The 19588-nt window shown below is 70.2% G+C and carries 16 protein-coding genes; 9 read left to right on the forward strand and 7 right to left on the reverse strand.

What is annotated here, in order from left to right; all coding sequences use genetic code 11:
* Positions 1-315 precede the first annotated feature (315 nt).
* The 3 genes from clpS to J2850_RS04590 all read left to right on the forward strand — a co-directional run bounded on the left by clpS (position 316) and on the right by J2850_RS04590 (position 3967).
* On the forward strand, positions 316-642 hold the full coding sequence (gene clpS / locus J2850_RS04580; RefSeq protein ID WP_209979185.1) for an ATP-dependent Clp protease adapter ClpS: 327 nt from the start codon (positions 316-318) through the stop codon (positions 640-642).
* A gap of 8 nt (positions 643-650) precedes the next feature.
* The gene (gene clpA, locus J2850_RS04585; RefSeq protein ID WP_209979188.1) at positions 651-2966 is read left to right on the forward strand and encodes an ATP-dependent Clp protease ATP-binding subunit ClpA; all 2316 of its coding nucleotides are present in this window, start codon (positions 651-653) and stop codon (positions 2964-2966) included.
* Between the two features lie 167 nt (positions 2967-3133).
* Positions 3134-3967, forward strand: a complete 834-nt coding sequence (locus J2850_RS04590) for an NAD kinase (RefSeq protein ID WP_209979190.1) — start codon at positions 3134-3136, stop codon at positions 3965-3967.
* Positions 3968-3998: 31 nt separating this feature from the next.
* Here the strand turns inward: J2850_RS04590 and J2850_RS04595 are convergent, their stop codons facing one another.
* The 3 genes from J2850_RS04595 to J2850_RS04605 form a co-directional block, all read right to left on the reverse strand.
* Entirely contained in the window at positions 3999-5180 is a 1182-nt protein-coding gene (locus tag J2850_RS04595) for a PP2C family protein-serine/threonine phosphatase (protein WP_209979192.1), read from the reverse strand.
* A 10-nt stretch (positions 5181-5190) separates the two neighbouring features.
* On the reverse strand, positions 5191-5973 hold the full coding sequence (locus J2850_RS04600) for an ATP-binding protein (RefSeq protein WP_209979194.1): 783 nt from the start codon (positions 5971-5973) through the stop codon (positions 5191-5193).
* Positions 5974-6172: 199 nt separating this feature from the next.
* Entirely contained in the window at positions 6173-6478 is a 306-nt protein-coding gene (locus tag J2850_RS04605) for an STAS domain-containing protein (protein WP_209979196.1), read from the reverse strand.
* 373 nt (positions 6479-6851) lie between these two features.
* Between J2850_RS04605 and J2850_RS04610 the strand changes: the two genes are divergently transcribed.
* From J2850_RS04610 to J2850_RS04620, 3 genes are read left to right on the forward strand one after another with little or no spacing between them, the layout of a single operon-like run.
* Positions 6852-9284, forward strand: coding sequence for a PAS domain-containing sensor histidine kinase (locus tag J2850_RS04610; RefSeq protein WP_209979198.1), 2433 nt, complete (start codon positions 6852-6854; stop codon positions 9282-9284).
* Positions 9281-12634 (forward strand): hybrid sensor histidine kinase/response regulator, encoded by a 3354-nt coding sequence (locus J2850_RS04615; RefSeq protein WP_246512797.1) that lies wholly within the window; start codon positions 9281-9283, stop codon positions 12632-12634. The genes J2850_RS04610 and J2850_RS04615 overlap by 4 nt, the downstream gene beginning before the upstream one ends.
* Complete coding sequence (locus J2850_RS04620) at positions 12631-14040, forward strand: DUF1329 domain-containing protein (RefSeq protein WP_209979200.1); 1410 nt, start codon at positions 12631-12633, stop codon at positions 14038-14040. Before J2850_RS04615 ends, J2850_RS04620 begins: the two co-directional genes overlap by 4 nt.
* A gap of 61 nt (positions 14041-14101) precedes the next feature.
* Here J2850_RS04620 and J2850_RS04625 read toward each other — a convergent pair whose 3' ends face one another.
* Both J2850_RS04625 and J2850_RS04630 read right to left on the reverse strand, forming a co-directional pair.
* The gene (locus tag J2850_RS04625; RefSeq protein ID WP_209979201.1) at positions 14102-14776 is read right to left on the reverse strand and encodes a hypothetical protein; all 675 of its coding nucleotides are present in this window, start codon (positions 14774-14776) and stop codon (positions 14102-14104) included.
* A gap of 89 nt (positions 14777-14865) precedes the next feature.
* Positions 14866-15012, reverse strand: coding sequence for a hypothetical protein (locus J2850_RS04630; RefSeq protein WP_209979203.1), 147 nt, complete (start codon positions 15010-15012; stop codon positions 14866-14868).
* Between the two features lie 91 nt (positions 15013-15103).
* Here J2850_RS04630 and J2850_RS04635 point away from each other — a divergent pair, with 91 nt between their 5' ends.
* The 3 genes from J2850_RS04635 to J2850_RS04645 all read left to right on the forward strand — a co-directional run bounded on the left by J2850_RS04635 (position 15104) and on the right by J2850_RS04645 (position 17793).
* Positions 15104-15745 carry an ankyrin repeat domain-containing protein gene (locus tag J2850_RS04635; protein ID WP_246512798.1) on the forward strand — a complete coding sequence of 214 codons (642 nt, stop codon included), beginning with the start codon at positions 15104-15106 and terminating at the stop codon, positions 15743-15745.
* A gap of 13 nt (positions 15746-15758) precedes the next feature.
* On the forward strand, positions 15759-16742 hold the full coding sequence (locus J2850_RS04640) for a CobD/CbiB family cobalamin biosynthesis protein (protein ID WP_209979208.1): 984 nt from the start codon (positions 15759-15761) through the stop codon (positions 16740-16742).
* Positions 16743-16860: 118 nt separating this feature from the next.
* Entirely contained in the window at positions 16861-17793 is a 933-nt protein-coding gene (locus J2850_RS04645; RefSeq protein ID WP_209979210.1) for a DMT family transporter, read from the forward strand.
* A 6-nt stretch (positions 17794-17799) separates the two neighbouring features.
* Here J2850_RS04645 and J2850_RS32020 read toward each other — a convergent pair whose 3' ends face one another.
* Positions 17800-18519, reverse strand: a complete 720-nt coding sequence (locus tag J2850_RS32020; RefSeq protein WP_209979212.1) for a hypothetical protein — start codon at positions 18517-18519, stop codon at positions 17800-17802.
* A 54-nt stretch (positions 18520-18573) separates the two neighbouring features.
* Positions 18574-19506, reverse strand: coding sequence for an exopolyphosphatase (locus J2850_RS04655; protein ID WP_209979214.1), 933 nt, complete (start codon positions 19504-19506; stop codon positions 18574-18576).
* Between the last annotated feature and the right edge of the window lie 82 nt (positions 19507-19588).

Below are 19588 nucleotides of genomic sequence, written 5' to 3' on the forward strand. Positions count from 1 at the left end.
GGGATGCCGGGCCGTTGCCGTTTCGCCCGCGCGGTCTGCCGCAGCCGGTCGGGCGCGGCCTTTTCCCCGATGGTCAGGCAGCCATGCGCCATAGTAATGGCGAAGCGCCGCGGCGCCGCTGAAAGACCTAGGGTTTCCCGCCGATTGCGCCCCGGCCGAAAGCGATGTCTCCTATTTCGGGGTGGCGGGACGTCCACCGGATCAAAGGGGGGTCTGCCAAATGGAGGGAGACCGTAATCGGCCCCTTCCCAGCGCGCCCGAAATGCCCATATCATCGTTATACACAGTGCATCGCGATGACATTCGACTGGGACCATGGCCGACTCTGACAAGCACGGCAACGACGGGACAAACAGCGGCGTGGTCGTCAAGACCAAGCCGAAGACCAAGAAACCGTCGATGTATAAGGTCTTGATGCTGAACGACGATTACACTCCGATGGAGTTCGTCGTTCTGGTACTCGAACGCTTCTTCAGCAAGACGCGCGAGGAGGCGACCCGGATCATGCTGCATGTGCACCGGCGGGGTGTGGGGTTGTGCGGCGTGTTCACCTACGAGGTGGCGGAGACGAAAGTCACGCAGGTGATGGACTTTGCGCGCCAGAACCAGCATCCGCTGCAATGCACGTTAGAAAAGGATTAGACCCACACATGCTGTCGCGTAACCTGGAACAGACTCTGCACCGAGCCCTGGCCCACGCGAACGAGCGCAGGCATGAATACGCGACGCTCGAACACCTGCTTCTCGCGTTGACCGAAGACTCCGATGCCACCGCCGTCCTGCGCGCCTGCGGGATCGATCTCGACCGACTGCGCGCGGAACTGTCGGATTACCTCGACAACGAACTTGCGAACCTTATCACGAACAGGCCCGACGACGCCAAGCCAACGGCTGGATTCCAAAGGGTTCTGCAGCGTGCGGCCATCCACGTCCAGTCGTCCGGACGTGAGGAGGTGACGGGAGCAAACGTGCTCGTTGCCTTGTTCTCTGAACGCGAGAGCCACGCAGTCTACTTCCTGCAGGAGCAGGAGATGACCCGGTTCGACGCGGTCAACTACATCTCTCACGGAATCGCGAAGGCTCCGGGCCGCTCGGATACCAAGCGGGTCTCGGGCGCTGACGACGAGGCGGCGGCGGAGAAGGTCGTGAAAAAAGGCAGCGAAGCGCTCGAGGCTTATTGCGTCAATCTGAACAAGAAGGCGTCCGGCGGGAAGATCGATCCGCTGATCGGCCGGGAGCAGGAGGTCGAACGGACCATCCAGATCCTGTGCCGGCGATCGAAGAACAACCCGCTCTACGTCGGCGACCCGGGCGTTGGCAAGACCGCCATCGCCGAGGGCCTGGCGCGGCGCATCGTCCAGCAGGAAGTGCCGGAGGTGCTGCGCAACGCCACCATCTTCGCGCTCGACATGGGCTCGCTGCTTGCCGGCACGCGGTACCGCGGCGACTTCGAGGAGCGGCTGAAGGCCGTCGTGTCCGAACTCGAGGCGACTGAGGGGGCCATCCTCTTCATCGACGAGATCCACACGGTGATCGGCGCCGGCGCCACCTCGGGCGGCGCCATGGATGCGTCGAACCTCCTGAAGCCCGCGCTGGCCTCCGGCGCGCTGCGCTGCATCGGCTCGACCACCTACAAGGAATACCGCAGCTACTTCGAGAAGGACCGGGCGCTGGTCCGCCGCTTCCAGAAGATCGACGTCAACGAGCCGTCGGTCGAGGACGCGGTGAAGATCCTGCAGGGCCTGAAGCCCTACTACGAGAAGCACCACAAGGTCACCTACACCAACGACGCCATCCGCGTCGCCGTGGAGCTGTCGGCCAAGTACATCGGCGACCGCAAGCTGCCCGACAAGGCGATCGACATCATCGACGAGGTCGGCGCCGCGCAGATGCTGCTGCCGGAGAACAAGCGCCGCAAGAAGATCGGCGTGAAGGATGTGGAGGCGGTGGTCGCCAAGATCGCCCGCATCCCGCCGAAGTCGGTCAGCCGCGACGACAAGGAGACGCTGCTGAACCTGGAGCGCGACCTGAAGACCATGGTCTTCGGCCAGGACAAGGCGATCGACAACCTGGTCTCCGCGATCAAGCTGGCCCGTGCCGGCCTGCGCGAACCGGAGAAGCCCATCGGCAACTACCTGTTCACCGGCCCGACCGGCGTCGGCAAGACCGAGGTGGCCCGCCAGCTCGCCATGACGCTCGGCATCGAGCTGACCCGCTTCGACATGTCGGAGTACATGGAGCGGCATACGGTGTCGCGGCTGATCGGCGCCCCTCCGGGCTATGTCGGCTTCGACCAGGGCGGCATGCTGACCGACGCCATCGACCAGCACCCGCACTGCGTGCTGCTGCTGGACGAGATCGAGAAGGCGCATCCGGATCTGTTCAACATCCTGTTGCAGATCATGGACCACGGCAAGCTGACCGACCACAACGGCAAGATCGTCGACTTCCGCAACGTCATCCTGATCATGACCTCGAATGCCGGGGCCGCCGACATGGCCAAGCCCGCCATCGGCTTCGAGCGTGACCGCCGGGTCGGCGAGGATGTCGAGGCGGTGGAGCGGACCTTCACGCCGGAGTTCCGCAACCGCCTGGATGCGATCATCCCCTTCGCCCCGCTGACGCAGGAGGTGATCAACCGCGTGGTCGACAAGTTCGTGATGCAGATGGAAGCGCAGTTGGAAGACCGCGGCGTCACCATCGAGCTGAACGACGAGGCCCGCGAGTGGCTGGGCAAGAAGGGCTACGACCCGCTGTACGGTGCCCGCCCCCTCGGCCGCGTGATCCAGGAGTACATCAAGAAGCCGCTGGCGGAGGAGCTGCTGTTCGGCAAGCTCGCCAAGGGTGGACTGGTCAAGGTCACGGTGCAGGACGACAAGCCGGCCTTCGAGTACACCGAAGGCAACCGGCCGAAGCGCAGCTCCGGCGACGACGACGAGGAGATGCTGTCGGAGATGGCCGAGTAACGTCGGCAGCACCATCGACGGTACCATCGGCCGCAACGGCAGGAAGAGAAAAGGGAGGCCCTCGCGGCCTCCCTTTTTTCGTTGGAGTGCGTACGGATCGTTCTTTTGCGCCGCGACATCGCTGCGCGTGCTTTTGCGCCCCGGCCCGACTGGGGTATGGTCGCGGCATGACCGATCCCGCCGCTTCGCCCGCCCAGCCGCCGGCGTCCTCGCTTCCCCCTCCGGACGCCCTGCGCATCGCCGTCGCCTGCGCGGACACCGAGGAGGCGCGCGCCGCGCGCACGCGGCTGGTCCACCGCTACGGCAACGCCCCGGCCGAACAGGCCGACGTGATCGTGGCGCTGGGTGGCGACGGCTTCCTGCTGGAAACGCTGCACCGGGCGCTGGCCCGGAACCGCGAGCGGCCGACGCCCGTCTACGGGATGAACCGTGGTTCGGTCGGCTTCCTGTTGAACGCCTACCGCGAGGAGGATCTCGCGGAACGCATCGTCGCCGCCCAGCAGGTCCGCCTTCATCCGTTGCGCATGGTGGCGACCCGGGTGAACGGCGAACGGGTCGAGGCGCTCGGCATCAACGAAGTCTCGCTGCTGCGCGAAACCCGCCAGGCGGCGAAGCTGCGCATCACCGTCGACGGGGTGGTCCGCATGCCGGAACTGATCTGCGACGGCGCCCTGGTGGCGACGCCGGCCGGCAGCACCGCCTACAACCTGTCCGCCCATGGGCCGATCGTGCCGCTGAATGCCGGCGTGCTGGCCCTGACCCCGATCAGCACCTTCCGCCCGCGGCGCTGGCGCGGCGCCCTGCTGCCGCACACCGCCAAGATCACCTTCGACATCCTGGAGGAGGCGAAGCGGCCGGTCAGCGCCGTCGCCGACTTCACCGAGGTGCGCGAGGTGCTGTGCGTCGAGGTCGCCGAATGCCGGGAGGTCGGCCTGACGCTGCTGTTCGATCCGGAACTGAACTTCGAGGAGCGCATCCTCAAGGAGCAGTTCGCCCCCTGACGGCCCTCCGGCCTTGGGGATTCCGCCGGCGTCAGGCCCGCCGGGCGATCCACACCGCGGTCAGGTCGTCGCCCAGCGGCAGGCGGCTCCGGGCGTAGAAATGCTCCATCATCGGGCGCAGCGGGTGCTGGCGGTCGCCGGCCAGGGCCTCGCGCACGAGGTCGGGAACCGCATCCTGCCCGATCGGCCCGGCCTGCTCTCCCGGGCATTCGATCAGCGCGTCGCTGTAGAGGAACAGGAAGCCGCCGCGCGGCAGCCGGTGGCTCTGGTCGGCATAGGTCGCCCGGTGCGACACGCCCAGCACCAGCCCCGCCGAGTCGAGAAGCCTGATCCTGGCGCCACCGCCGGCGGCCGGCGTTCCCAGCACCGGGTTGGGTGATCCCGCCGCCGCGAAGGTCAGCGTGTCGGTGGCCAGATCCAGGATGCCGAAGAAGGCGGTGGCGAACTGCCCCGTCGGCAGCACGTCCTTCAGCGCGGCGTTCAACTGCATCAGCCACTGCGACGGCGTCACATGCTGCATGGGAAAGCGGTCGATCAGCGTGTGCAGGCGGAAGGTGTTGATGGCGGCGGTGATGCCGTGGCCGGCGAAATCGATCATCAGCACGGCCAGCCGGCGGTCGCCCAGCGGATAGATCCCCCAGAAATCGCCACCCAGTTCCGACGAGGTCTGGAAATGGGAGTCCAGCGTCAGGCCGTAGCGCTGCGCCACCTCCGCCAGCCTGCGGCTTTCGGGCAGCAGCGAGATCTGCATGGCGCGGGCATGCGACAGCTCGCGCTGCACCCGCTCGCGGAAGGCCGCCAGATCGCCGAACAGCTTGCGCCTCTCAAGCTGGTGACGGACGCGGGCCACGCATTCGCCGGGCCGGATCGGCTTGGAGATGAAGTCGTTTCCTCCGGCTTCGAAGCAGCGCACCTGCTCGTCGTCGCTGTCCAACGCCGTCTGGAACAGCACCGGCAGCGCCTCGTGGGTCGCCGTGCGCCGCAGGGCGCGGCACATGTCGAGCCCGTTCATCACCGGCATGTCCACGTCGAGCAGGACGAGATCGGGGCGGAAGCGATCGACGGCGGCCAGCCCCTCCTGCCCGTTTTCGGCGAAGGCGATGCCGGTGATCCCGGCACGGCGGATGACCAGCGACAGCGACTTCCTGTTGAACTCGTTGTCGTCGACGATCAGGACCCGGCAATCGGCCAGGGAGAGGGGGGGTATGGCCATGGGCTGTCCATCAACGGTCGAACTGCAGGATGGTGCAGCGTCCGCCGTCCGTCACCGTCACGCGGCTGGCCAATGCGCGCATGAAGACGAAGCCGCGTCCCGACCGCGCCGTTCCGCCGCCGCCGGCCGCCGCCAGCACGGCGTCGAAGCCGCCGCCCTGGTCGAGCACGGCGATCGTGATGCTCCGGTTGTCCCAGCGGCAGAAGATGTCGAGCCGCCGCCGGATCATCGCCGGGTCGCCCAGCCGGGCACGCATCATCTCGCTGAAGCGGCGATAGCCGCCGGGTTCGCCCTTGGCGGCGCTGGACAGCCCGAGATTGCCGTGGACGATGGCGTTCACCACGGCCTCGTGCAGGCACAATTCCATGTCGGACCGCCGGTGCGGGTCGAGCACGCCGCGGCGGGCCAGTTCGTCGCAGACCAGCACCGCGCATTGCAGCCCATAGGCGCTGCCGGTGGTCAGCGACAGGTAGAAGCCCGGCCGGCACGGGTGCTCGGCCGCAGGAGCGGCGGACCAGTCGTCCAGCAGCGCCGCCGGTCCGTCGGTGCCCTCCCCCAGTTCCACGGTCAGGAAGGGGCTGCGCCCGAAGGCGGCGCGGATGAGGTCGCGGTCGGCCCGGTCGATCAGTTGAGCCTCGACCGCGGGTTCGGCCGGAAAGCCGCCGGGCTCGCCGGGATCCGGCTCCCCGACCTCGATGCCACCGATGCGCGCGACAAGTCTGGCCGCCATGTCGGCCGGTACCCGGTCGCGCAACAGGCTGAAGGCCCGTGGCGGCGACACGGGCGGTGGCATGGGTGGCGTTTCGGAAAAGGCGGCATCCATGGCAGCACACTCCCGCGGCGGGAACCGGCCGGGCGCCCGCCGGACCAGGGTGGATGGGTCGGACCGGGCTTCGGCTGCCCGGCTCCGGCACCCCGGAGCCCGGCATTCCAGGGTTGGATGGCCGGAGTTAGATGGCCAGGGTTGGAGGGCCGTGGTGGGTGGCCGGGCGTCAGTCCTCGATGGTGATGATCTCGCCGATGCGCGCGAGGTCGATCGACCGCTTGACGTCGCCTGCCGCACCGCGCACCGCCAGCGCGCCGCCGTGCGACTCCACCTCCTCCTGCAGGATCAGCAGCATGCCGAGACCGGCGGAATCGATGAAGGCCAGATCCGCAAGGTTCAGGACGAAGCGCTTGCCCCCGGACTGTTCCACGATGCCGATGATGTCGCGCAGCGCGTCATGATCGGTGAACTCCAGCCGTCCGCTGAGCGACAGTTCGGTCGCCTCGGCAGTCGCCGTCTTCTTGAACTCCATGTTTCCCTCACCCGTTCGTCGCCGAACGCCCTGTCGAAAAGTCCGCCGCCGAAGGAGTGTCTTGCATTCGCCCCGCCGGCGCCGACGAATGCGGGTGGAACACTGATTACTTGAATATGCACAGTGGTGCAATCGGCCAATTTCGCTCAACGCTGGATCATCGCCCCATCCCATATTCCCTGGCAACGCGATATTTCCGGAAGGCTGCGGCAGAACGGCGAAAAGCCATCGCGGCCCCGGCATTCCGGGCTCCGGCTCCGTCGCCATGGACTGTCCCGCGCCAAGCCGGTAGAACATCCCGCCGGGACCACGCGCAGCGGGTGCGCCGCCCCCGGGCGCGCCCGGCAGCAACCATGGACCGGAACGGCATCGAATGACCAGGATCGCTGAGGCGTGGCGGCGGGTGCCGACGGTGTCGGCCAAGGTCCTCCTGATCCTGATGCCGGGCACGATGGTGATGGCGGCGCTGGTGCTCGCCGTCGCCCTCCACGGACGCCAGCGCGACCTGGAGGCGGCCTTGCGCGAGAAGATGGCCGCCATCGCCGACGTCAACGCCGCCACGCTGTCCAGCACCTCCTGGACCTTCGACCTGCGGTCGGTCGGCACCCTTGTCCAGGCCATCGGCGGCATCCGCGATGTGGTCTGCGTGGAGGTGAGCGACGAGCGCAGCGGGGACCGGGTGTCCTGGCCGGGGGCCGGCTGCCCGCCGGACGCCGGCGCCGCGGTCGAACGGCGGCCGATCCGCATCCACGACCTGCAGGTCGGCACGGTCGCGCTCTATTACAGCCGCGATGCCGTCGACGAGCACCTGCGGCGGGACGCGGCGGCAGGCACCCTGCTTCTCCTGCTGATGCTCGCCGGAACCGCCGCAGCGGCGCTTGCGGCATTGCGGCTGGCGGTCGGGCGGCCGCTGCACCGGCTGATCGCCTCCATCCGGGAGGCGGAGCGGGACAGCGCCGACGAACGGCCCCACCGGCCGGTCGATTGGCGGGCCGCCGACGAGCTCGGGCGGGTGATCGAGGCCCACAACGCCATGGCCGCGCGGCTGTGGCAGGAGGAAACGGCGCTGCGCAAGAGCGAGGAACGGCTGGCGCTCGCCATCACCGCCACGCGCTCCTCGGTCTGGGACTACAATCTCGGCAACGGGCAATATTGGTGGTCGAAGGAATTTCCGGCCCTGCTGGGATATGGCCCGGACGAACTGGCGATGACGGCGGAAACCTGGGCCTCGCTGCTGCATCCCGAGGAGAGGGAGCGGGTCATCGCGGCGTCCCGGCGCCGGCTGCGCGACCAGGCCAGGGATTATGCCGCGGTCTACCGGATGCGCCGGCGCGACGGTCGCTGGGCCTGGATCGAGGATCGGGCGACGGCGCGGCGCGGCGCCGACGGCCGCGCCCTGCGCCTGACCGGCACCATGTCCGACGTCACCGAACGGGTGAGGGCGGAACTGGACCTCGCCCGCGAACGGAACATCCTGCAGGTCACGCTCGACAACACCGACCAGGGCATCCTGAAGGTCGACGGCGACGGGCGGGTGGTGATGGCCAACCGGCGCGCGGCGGAACTGCTGAACATTCCGCAGGAACTGCTGGTCGGCAACCCGCTGTTCGCCGAGGTGGTGGCCCTCCAGCAACGGCGGGGCGAGTTCGGCGAGTTCGGCGACGATCCCGACCTCTTCCTCTCCTATGGCGGCGGCCAGGAGGGAACCGGCGGCCCGCCGGACGAGCCGAGCGGGGCCATCGACCAGCCCTTCACCTTCAAGCGCCGCCGCCCGGACGGGCGTATCGTCGAGGTGCGGACGAATCCGCTGCCCGAAGGCGGTTTCGTCCGCACGCTCACCGACGTGACGGTGGAGGCACGCTCGGCCGAGGAGATCTTCACCGCCATGCAGGAGCTGGAGCGGGCCTACGCCGAACTGAAGGAAACTCAGGCCAGCCTGGTGCAGGCGGAGAAGATGGCCTCGCTGGCGCTGCTGGTCGCCGGCGTGGCCCACGAGATCAACACCCCGATCGGCATCGCCTTCGGCTGCGCCACCCATCTGTCCGGCCGGACCGGCGTGCTGTCCGACGCCTTCGAGCATGGAACGATGAAGCGATCCGATCTGGCCGCCTATGTCGCCACCGCCGGCGATTCGGCAAGGCTGATCGAGCAGAACCTGACCCGCGCCGCCGAACTGATCCAGAGCTTCAAGCGTGTCGCCGTCGACCAGACCAGCCAGGAGCGGCGCTGCTTCGAACTTCTGGCCTACCTGGAGGAGGTGGTCACCTCGCTGGGACCCACCCTGCGCAAAAGCCGCCACCGCATCGCCATCGCCTGCTCCCCCGGCATCATGATGGACAGCCTCCCGGGCGCGCTGAGCCAGGTCGTGACGAACCTGGTGATGAACTCCCTGACCCATGCCTTCCCGTCCGGCAGCAGCGGGCACATGGTCATCGACGTCGACGAGATGCCGGACGGCGACGTGGAGATTCGCTTCGCCGACGATGGCATCGGCATCCCGCCGGAGAACCTGCCGAAGGTCTTCGAACCCTTCTTCACCACGCGGCGCGGGTCCGGCGGCAGCGGCCTCGGCCTGCACATCGTCTTCAACCTGGTCACCCAGTCGCTGGGCGGGAGGATCTCGGTTGACAGCGTTCCGGGCGATGGAACTACCTTCACGCTGCGCGTGCCGAAAACCGCCACGCCGAACGCCGCTGCACCGGACACCGCTAAGCCGGACACCGCTACACCGCACACCGGGGTGCCCCGGCCGCCCGGCCGCCCGGACGACCGCCCGCCCGACCCGCTGGAGACAGAACCCGCATGAACACCGGCGCTTCCTTCGACGACGACGAGATCCGGTTCGCGGATGAGGATGGCACGGACGGTGACGGAGCCGGTGGGGACGGAGCCGGTGGGGACGGAGCCGGTGGGGACGGAGCCGGCGGCCCCAAAGCGGTGGGCACCGGCACCGCGGCAGCCCGCCGCGGCGGCGCGCGACGCGACGACGGTCCCGCCGGCCAGTCCGCCAGCCATACCCCGAGCCGGACCGCCGGCCCCGCCCCGGACCGGTCGGCCGAGGAGCCGGCGCTTCCCTGGACGATCCTGGTGGTCGACGACGAGCCGGACGTCCACGCGATGACCGCCCTGCTGCTGTCCGGCACCACCTTCCAGGGCAGGCGCCTGGAACTGGTGGGCTGCCTCACCGCGGCCGATGCGCGCCTGCATCTCGAACACCGCCGCGACGTCGCGGTGGTCCTGCTGGACGTGGTGATGGAGGAGGACGATTCCGGCCTGAGGCTGGTGCGCTGGATCCGCGACGAGCTGGGAAACCGCGAGGTCCGCATCCTGCTGCGCACCGGGCAGCCCGGACAGGCGCCGCAGCGCGACGTGATCGTCGACTACGACATCAACGACTACAAGCCCAAGGCCGACCTGTCGGCGGAAAGCCTGTTCACCTCGGTGATCGCGGCGCTGCGCGCCTTCGACCAGATCCGCTCGATCGAGACCCGCGTGGCCGAGCGCACGCGCGAACTGCACGAGAGCCGCGAGCAGATCAACGCGCTGCTGGAGGCAAGCCCGGTGGGCGTCTGCGCCTATGACGGCGACGGCGTCATGGTGCTGGCCAACCAGCGCCTCGCCTCGCTGCTCGGCTTCCCGAAGGAGGACCTGCTGGGCACCGCGGCGGCCGGTCTCTTTGCGGATGGCGGCTTTCCGGGCGGCAACATCCCCGGCGGCAACATCCCAGTTGGCGGTATCCCGGGTGGCGGCGGGCCGCTGCACGATGCCGAGGTGCGGCTCCGCCGGGCCGACGGTTCGACCTTCTGGGCGCTGATCTCGGTCGACCCGGCGTTGCTGGACGGCCGGCCGGTGCACCTGTGCTGGATCTACGACATCACCCGCCGCAAGCTCGCCGAGCGCCAGATGGAACTGGCCAAGGAGCAGGCGGAGGAGGCGACCAGGGCCAAGTCCGCCTTCCTCGCCACCATGAGCCACGAGATCCGCACGCCGATGAACGGCGTGCTTGGCATGCTGGGGCTGCTGGAGCGGACCGAGCTGGACGTTCATCAGCGCGACACCGTCGCGACCATGCGCGAGTCCGCCGACGCCCTGCTGCGCATCATCGACGACATCCTCGACTTCTCGAAGATCGAGGCGGGGAAGATGGACCTGGAACGGGTCCCGCTGTCGGTTCCGGCACTGGTCGAGGGGGTGGCCGAGACGCTGGCCCCGTCGGCCGGTGCCAAGGGGCTGGCGCTGCTGACCTACGTAGAGCCGGCGATCCCGGTGCCGCTGCTGGGCGATCCGGTCCGGCTGCGCCAGATCCTGTTCAACCTCGCCGGCAACGCCATCAAGTTCACCGAGGCCGGCCGTGTCGTCCTGCATGCCGACCTGGAGAATGCCGCCGCCGGCGCCGGGGAACCGGCGCTGCGCATCACGGTGAGCGACACCGGCATCGGCATCGCGGAGGGAACGCGCCAACGCCTGTTCCAGCCCTTCACCCAGGCCGAAAGCTCCACCGCCCGCCGCTTCGGCGGCACCGGGCTCGGCCTGTCGATCAGCCGGCGGCTGGCGGCGCTGATGGGCGGCGAGATCGGGGTGGAGAGCAGCCCCGGCACGGGGTCGCGCTTCTGGCTGCGCCTGCCGCTCGCACGCCCTCCCTTCGCCGACCCCGCCCTGCCGGCCTCCGCGCCAGCCCCTGCGCCGCTCCCCCACCCGCGCACCGACCGGGCGGGGGATGCCGAGGCGACGGGCGCAGACGCCGTCGGCCTGGAGGGGGTGACCGTGCTGCTCGGCCTGCCCGACGAGGTCGAGCGCGGTTTCCTCGCCCGCTATCTGACGCGGGCCGGTGCCATCGTTCTCGCCGCCGGCACGCCCCGGGAACTGGCGACGCAGGCCCGCGGCGCGCGGGACGCCGGGCGGGCGGTCGATGTCGCCGTCCTCGACGAAAGCCTCCACATCCCCGCTGCCGCCTGCGCGCCGGAGGAGCTGGGCCGCCGCAGCGGCGAAGCCCGCCGGCCGGTGGTGCTGATCGGTCCCGGCGGAGGAGAGTCCTGCCCGCCCCCGCGCTCCGGTTTCCGCGACGGGGCTGCCGGGCGAGGCATAGCGGGGATGGCCGCTCCGGCGATGGTAAGCCGGCCGGTGCGCCGTCTCGCGCTTCTGCGCGCCGTGGCCACAGCGACCGCGCGGCCGGCACGGGCGCCGGCCGCGATGCCTCCGCCGGCCGCCACCTCGTCACCGGCGGCCCCATGCCGCCCAACGCTCCTGACCACCGTTCCATTGCCCCCCTTTCCATTGCCCACCGCCGCCATGGCCGGAAGCGGCATTGCGGAAGCGATCGTCCATGGCCGCCTGATCCTGGTGGCCGAAGACAATCCCGTGAACCGCAAGGTGCTGCTGATGCAGCTCCAGGCGCTGGGCTACGCCGCGGAGATGACGCCCGGCGGGGCCGAGGCGCTGGCCGCCTTCGACGCCATGCGGCGGAACGGCTACCGCCATGCCCTGCTGCTGACGGACATCCAGATGCCGGAGGTCGACGGCTTCGAGCTGACGCGCAGCATCCGCAAGGCCGAAGGCGGTGCGGCGGGGCGCGAGCGGCTTCCGATCATCGCCATCACCGCCAACGCCGCGCCCGCCGATGCCGAAAGCTACCGTGCCGCCGGGATGGACGACGTCCTGAGCAAGCCCTTGGAGCTGTCGCAGCTCGCCGTCGCCTTGGCCCGCTGGATGCCGCCGCCGAACGGTGCCGCCATGACGGCCGTCTCCCCGCCACCGCCACCGCCATCGCAATCCCTGGCGGTCGCGCCGGCCGCGGTCAGGCAGGCCGCCGCGGTGCCGCCGATCGACACCAGCGGGTTGCGCGAGCTGTGCGGCGGCGATGAGGCGATGCTGGCGGAGCTGCTGGGCGATTTCGTGACGATCAGCCGGGGGGTGATGGCGGACCTGGAGGAGGCGCTCGGGGCCGGGAACCGGGAGCGTGTGCGCACCTGCGCCCACAACCTGAAGGGCTCCGCCCGCAATGCCGGCGCCCGGCCGCTCGCCGACGCCGCGCACCGCCTGGAGCAGGGGGCGGCCGCGGGCGATCCGCCAGCGGCCCTGGTCGAGGACGCGGAGATGCTGCGGGCCGCCCTCGCCGGCGCCTGCGCCGCCATCGAGGCGGAGCTGTCCCCGTCATGACCCGATCCGGGAATTCCCCTTCCGCCCGGCCGCCCGGCCGCCTGCCCAACCGCCGCGAGGCGCTGGGCCTGCTGGGTGGCGCCGTCGCCATGGCAGCGGCCGGACCGGCGCGCGGGCAGGACAAGCCGCCGGTCAATGTCGGGGTGCCTGAACTTGGGGAGGAGCTGACGCCCTTCGGCGCCGTGCGCGCCGGCAACCGCACGCGGGCGATCCCGCGCTGGACAGGCGGGCTGGTCACGGCGCCGCGCGGCTATGTGCCCGGCCAGCCGTCGCCCGACCCCTATGTCGAGGACGTGCGCTGGTTCACGGTCGGTGCCGCCGACGCCGAGCGCTACAAGATCCGGCTGACCGCCGGCCAGCAGGCGCTGCTCGCGAAATACCCGGAGAGCTTCGAGCTGGCGCTGTTCCCCAGTCGCCGCAGCGCCGCAGCGCCGCAGCGCATCTATGACGCCACGCTCGCCAACGCCGGCCGGGCCAAGGTGGGCGAGAACGGGCTGGCCCTGCGCGATGCCGCGGTCGGGGTGCCTTTCCCCATCCCCGCCAACGGCGTGCAGGCGATGTGGAACCACAAGCTGCGCTGGCGCGGGACCAGCCTGTCGCAGACCGGCCTGACCATCGTCCGGGCCGGAGACGGCTCGCGGACGGCAACCAAGCTGCGCGAGGAGTTCGCCTCCCCCTATGCCGCCGGGGACGCCGCGTCGCCGCCGCTGCTGTACCGCCGCACCATCCTCGATCCCAAGGACCAGGCCGGCACCAGCCTGCTGATCCAGTCGACGCTCGACCCGATCGCCGCGCGCACGCTGGCCTGGGCGCGCGAGGGCGAACGCGGCCGGGTCGTCCGCGCGCCCGACTTCTCGTACGACACGCCCGATCCGGTGACCGCCGGCATCTGCAGCGCCGACATGCTGGACATGTTCAGCGGCGCGCTCGACCGCTTCGACTTCACGCTGGTGACGCGGCGCGAGATGTACATGCCCTACAACGCCTATCCGCTGACCAACCCCGGCCTGACGGTCAAGGACCTGCTGTGGCCGGGACATCCCAACCCGCAATTCCTGCGCTACGAGATGCACCGGGTCTGGGTGGTCGACGCCCGCCTGAAGCCGAACTTCCGCCACGGCCTGCCCGACCGCACCTATTACCTGGACGAGGATAGCTGGCAGATCCTGGCCGCCGAGCATTATGACGGCAAGGGGCAACTGCTGCGCTATGCCGAGGCGCATCCCGTCGCGCACTGGCAGGTCCCGGCGCTGCTGCCGGCGGCGGAGTTCACCTTCGACCTGACCGCCGACCGTTACGTCGCCCGCGGCATCGGCAACGGCCTGCCGCCGCCGGTCTTCGACGCGCCGATCCGGCCGGAGGACTTCACGCCGGACGCCCTGGTCCGCCGCGGGCGCAGGGGGTGAGGGGAACCCGCCGGCCGTTGCCCTTCGGGAGTGCATGCACCGTCCGGCCGGCGGGAAACCGTCATTGCGAGCCGGTCTGACGGACCTCGTGCACCTCGGCCGGCTGGCTGGCGTGGCGGTTCAGGATTTCCAAGGCCACCTGCTCGCGGGCGGCGTCGCCGACCCCAACCCACAACAGGATGCCGCCCTTGTCGAGCTGCTGCAGCATCGGCTCGTTGCGCTTGTCGGTGATCCACTGCGACAGGAACGTCCCGGCGGCCCCGCCGCCGACCCCGGCGGCGGCGGCGGCAGCCGCGGCGGCCAGCGCGGTGCCGCCGGTGGCCAGCACCGCGCCGGTGGCGATGATCGCGCCGACATAGGCCGGGAAGCCGACCGCCACCCCCTTGCCGCTGCCGGTATCCTCCGGCGAGACGTAGGCCTGGCGCGGAGCCTCGGGATTGTGGGCGAGGTCGTCGATGTCGGACGGCACGTGGCCGAGCTGGTCGCGGATCGTCTGGTCGTTGGCCAGCACGCTCAATTCATGGCGGCGGAAGCCGGCCATGGTGAGGTCGTCGATGGCCGACTGCAGGGCATCGCGGCTGGCGAAGATCCCGACCGCCTCACGCACCAGCCCGTGGGGGTTCGGGCCGCCGGGAACCGCGGGCGCGGCCGAGGGACTGCCGTCGCCCGTCCAAGCCGAGGAATCCACCACTGCCGCCGTGGACGTGCCCGGCTTCGGGTCGCGGTCGTCGATCATGCCTCACCCCCTTCATTCGCTGGATCCGCTGGATGTCCGGATGATCCGGATCATCGGGAGTCAACCGGAGCGGCGCGCCGAGGTTCCACTCACTCCCGGGCGGCGGGCGGAGGCGATACAATCACACCGCGCGGTGCGGGCAGACCGCCGAGAACCCACCAGAGGCCGACCCCGACCAGCACGGCCTTCACCAGCAGGAACAGCGCGACGTGGCGGGCGAACGGATTGCGCAGCATGGCGGTCAGACGCTCCGAAGGCCGATCTGGCAAAGCTGCCGGTCTTTTGGCTAGTATCCGGCACCTCCGCTGTCAAGGAAGGACAACCGACATGAAGCGGCTTCCGCTCGCCTCCCTCCTCGCCGCCGGCACCGCCGCCAAGCCCGCCGTCGCCGGCTTGATCGCCGGCCTTGTCGCCGGCTTCGTCGCCACCGGCCTCGTCGTCGGGCTTGCGGCCGGAACGGCGTCCCCCGCCGCGGCGCAGATCAGCCTGTTCCAGGAAACCGGTCTGATGCAGGCGGTCGTCGACGGCGATGTCAACAAGCTGAAAAGCGCCTTGCTGCGGGGCGACAACCCCAACCAGGAGGACATCCACGGCAAGACGGCGCTTCTGGTGGCCATCGAGCGCTCCAGCACGACCATGGTCTCGGTGCTGCTGGACGGCGGCGCCAACGTCAACCGTGCCGACAAGGCCGGCGTCACCCCTCTGATCGCGGCGTCGGAAAGCGGAAACGGCGACATCGTCGACCTTCTGCTGAAGCGTGGCGCCAAGGTGGACCAGGACAACCGCGACGGCATGACCGCGCTGATGGTCGCCGCGCGCAACGGCCGCGCGGACATCGTGGACCGGCTGCTGAAGGCGGGGGCGAAGGTCGACCGCTCCGACTTCACCGGACGCACCGCGCTGAACTGGTCGCAGGAAAGCCGCAACACCCGCGTCGCCACCATGCTGCGCCAGGCCGGCGCGCGCTGAGACGGGAGACGCCATGTTCGGTTCGGCCTTCGGCGGTCCCGGCCCGCTGCTGCTCCTGCTGCTGGCGCTGGCGATCGACGCGCTGTTCGGCGACTGGCTGGACCGTGTGCTTCCCGATCCCGCCGCGCTGGCCCGGCGCTTCTGCAACGCCGCCGACGCCCGGCTGAACCGCGCCGAACGCGGCGGCGGCGCCCGCACGGTCCGCGGCGCCCTGGTGGTGCTGGCGCTGGTGGCGATCGCCACCGCCGCCGGGCTGCTGGTGGAGTGGGCCGGCTCCCTCGGCCGCGGCTGGATGGTGGAGCTGCTGGCCCTGCTCTGCGGCCTGCGCGGGCGGGCGGCCTGGACGCGGGTGCGGGCGGTGCGCCGGGCGCTGGAAAGCGGCGGGGTCGCCGCCGGACAGGAGGCGATCCAGTCGCTGACCCGGCGCCACGCTTACGGGCTGGACGAGCACGGCGTCGCCCGCGCCGCCGTGGAGGCCGCCGCCCGCGCCTTCGACCGCAAGCTGGTGGCGCCGGTCTTCGGCTATGCGCTGCTCGGCGTGCCGGGCCTGTTCGTCTGGACCGCGATGGACGGCGCCGACGCCGCGCTCGGCAGCCCCGGCATCCGCCATGGCCGCTTCGGCCTGACCGCGGCGACGCTGGACGACGCGCTGAACGCCCTGCCCGCCCGCTTGGCCGGGCTGCTGCTGGCGCTGGCCGCCCCCTTCATCGGCACCGCCAAGGCCGCCGGCGCCTTCCGCACGCTGGGCCGCGATGCCCGCAAGCACCCTTCGCTGAACATGGGCTGGCCGATCGCCGCCATGGCCGGCGCGCTCGGCCTCGCGCTCGGCGGCCCGCACCGCGACGGCGGCGTGGTCATCACCGAGACCTGGATCGGCGACGGCCGCGCCCGCGCCACACCCGCCGACATCGGCCGCGCGCTGGCGCTGACCGCGGTGGCGGCGCTGCTGCTGGTCGGTCTTGTCGCCCTGCTGCTGTGGGGCGTGGCCGGCATCTAGCCGACGCCCCGTCCATGCCAGCTTTGCGTGCGGGACACGGCAACCTCACGGCCTTGGCAGGGCAGAAAAGTCCGGTTCCCCTATACTGATAGGACCGGACCTTGGGACGGCGGATTTCATGAGCGCAGAGGACACACCGGTGAGCGTGGCAGCAGCAGCCGCCGCCGGCGCACCGACACTGGCCGACCGCAGCGCGGGCCGGGCCGGCATCCTCTGGATGGTGCTGACCACCCTGTTGTTCGTGACCCAGGACGCGACCACCCGCATCCTGGCCCAGACCTATCCGCTGACGGAGGTGGTCTGGGCACGCTTCGCGGTGCACATGCTGCTGGCCGGCCTGATCGTCGCCTCGCGCAGCCCGCACCTGATGAGGTCGCGCCGACTGCCGCTGCAACTCCTGCGATCCTGCCTGCTGCTGACGACGACGCTGCTCACCACCCTGTCTTTGCACCTGATCCCCTTCGCCGAGGTCCAGGCCATCGCGACCGCGGCCCCGGTCCTGGTGACGGCGCTGTCGGTCCCGTTGCTGGGCGAGACGGTCGGGTGGCGGCGCTGGACCGGCGTGCTGGGCGGGCTGGCCGGGGCGCTGCTGATCGTCGGGCCGGCCAGCGGCACCTTCCACTGGGCGGTGGCGCTGCCGCTGTGTGCCGCCCTGTGCAACGCGCTCTACCAGATCGCCACGCGCAAGCTGAAGACCAGCGACAGTCCGACGACGACGATCTTCTACACCGGCCTCGCCGGCACGGTGGTCTGCACGCTGGCCCTGCCGTTCAACTGGGTGACGCCTGACCTGACCGGGATCGCGCTGATGCTGCTGCTGGGCACGCTGGGCGGCATAAGCCATTTCTGCCTGATCCGCGCCTACAGCGCCGCCCCGGCCTCCACCGTGGCGCCGTTCGGCTACACCACGCTGGTATGGGCGGCCCTCTATTCGCTGATGCTGTTCGGCGAAACGCTGCGGCTGTCGACCATGGCCGGCACGGCGATCATCGTCGCCAGCGGGGTCTACATCTTCTACCGCGAACAGCTCCGCTCCACCCCCGCGGCGTGACCCCGGTCAGGGCGCCTGCGGCCCGACGTCCTCCACCATGTAGAAGGGGCCCCGCCGGTCGCGCTCGACCCGCAGGACGAAGCGGTTCGCGCCGCCGGCCCTGATCGTCCAGAGATCGCCGCCGCCGTCGAACGGCCGCAGGTCCAGCTCCTCCGGCACCGGCGCCTCGCCCAGCCGCTTCAGGATACGGTCGGCACGGGTGCGGTCGATGGCGGGAAGGCTTTCGGCGGCGCGGGCGTCGAAGCTGTCACCCTTCACATAGCGGGTGCCGCCGCCCTGGATGGGGCTGGACGGGCGGCCCGGCCGCAGGCGGGCACGCGCCGCCATCAGCCGCCAGCGCGCCGCTCCGCAGGCCCGGATCATTCCCTCATGAACCGCAGCCACCCGCTCGATCAGCGGCGGGAACAGCGGCATCAGTTCACGCCGCTTGTAGGCGACGCGGCTCATCAGCTCGTGGATCGAGCGTTCGGCCACCGCCGCCGCCGCCGGCAGCTCGTCGGTTTCCGCCGCCAGCAGGGACGGGATGGCGTCGAGCGCGTCCCCCGCCACCAGCGCGTCGATGCGGGCCAGCGCCGCCGCCCCGGCCACGTCGGTGCGGGCGATCGCCGCCGCCACCAGCGGGCGGGCATGGTCGAGCGCCCGGGACCGCGGCACCTCCTCCGCCAGGGCGGCCAGCCAACCGGCGTCGAACAGGGCGCCATCCGGAACGGCGATGGCGGCGCTCACGCGCCGAGGCCCGCCGGCAACCGCCGATCCGGCCTCCGGTCCGGCCGCCGGTGCCTACCCATCGGCCTGCATCCGGGCGACGATGGCGTCCAGCACCGCCTCGGCCCGGCCGTTGTCGACTTGGCAGGTGCCGGCCGCCTGATGGCCGCCGCCGCCATATTCCAGCATCAGCGGCCCGATGTCGGTCTTCGAGCTGCGGTTGAGGATCGACTTGCCGCAGGCCAGCACGGTGTTCTGCTGCTTCAGCCCCCACAGCACATGGATCGACACGTTGGTGTCCGGGAACAGCGCATAGATCATGAAGCGGTTGCCGGCATAGATCGTCTCCTCCTCGCGGAGGTCGAGCACGACGACGTTGCCGCGCACGGTGGCGCAGCGCTTCAACTGGTCGACGAACAGCTCGGCATGCTGTGTGTAGAGGTCCGCCCGTTCCTTGACGTCGGGCAGCTCCAGGATCTCCTCGATGCCGTGGCTGCGGCAATGGTCGATGAGGTCCATCATCAACTGGTAGTTGGAGACGCGGAACTCACGGAAGCGGCCGAGTCCGGTGCGCGCGTCCATGATGAAGTTCAGCAGGGTCCAGCCGGTGGGGTTGAGGATGTCCTCGCGCTCGTAGCGCGCCGAGTCGGCCTGGTCGACCGCCGCCATCATCTCGTCGGAGATGGTGGGGAACCGCTTCTTCCCGCCGTAATAGTCGTAGACCACGCGGGCGGCCGAGGGCGCCTTGGGATCGATGACGTGGTTCGGCTTGATGCCGACGCGCATGGTTTCCGACAGGTGGTGGTCGAAGACGAGATGCGCGCCCTCCACGTAGGGCAGGTTGGTGGTGATGTCGCGGCCGGTGATCTCGATCTTGCCGTCCTGCATGTCCTTGGGATGGACAAACTTGATCTCGTCGAGGATGCCCAGGTCCTTGAGCAGGACGGCGCAGACGAGGCCGTCGAAATCAGAACGGGTGACGAGGCGGTACTTCGCGGCGTCGGACATGCAAGCTTCCCCTGGCGGCCCGTGGCGGTTGAGCATTGGCCGGAAGGGTAGTCTCCTACCCCTCCGGCGCGCAATCCCTTAC

The sequence above is a fragment of the Azospirillum picis genome, from assembly GCF_017876115.1.
GTDB classification, from domain to species: Bacteria; Pseudomonadota; Alphaproteobacteria; order Azospirillales; family Azospirillaceae; genus Azospirillum; species Azospirillum picis.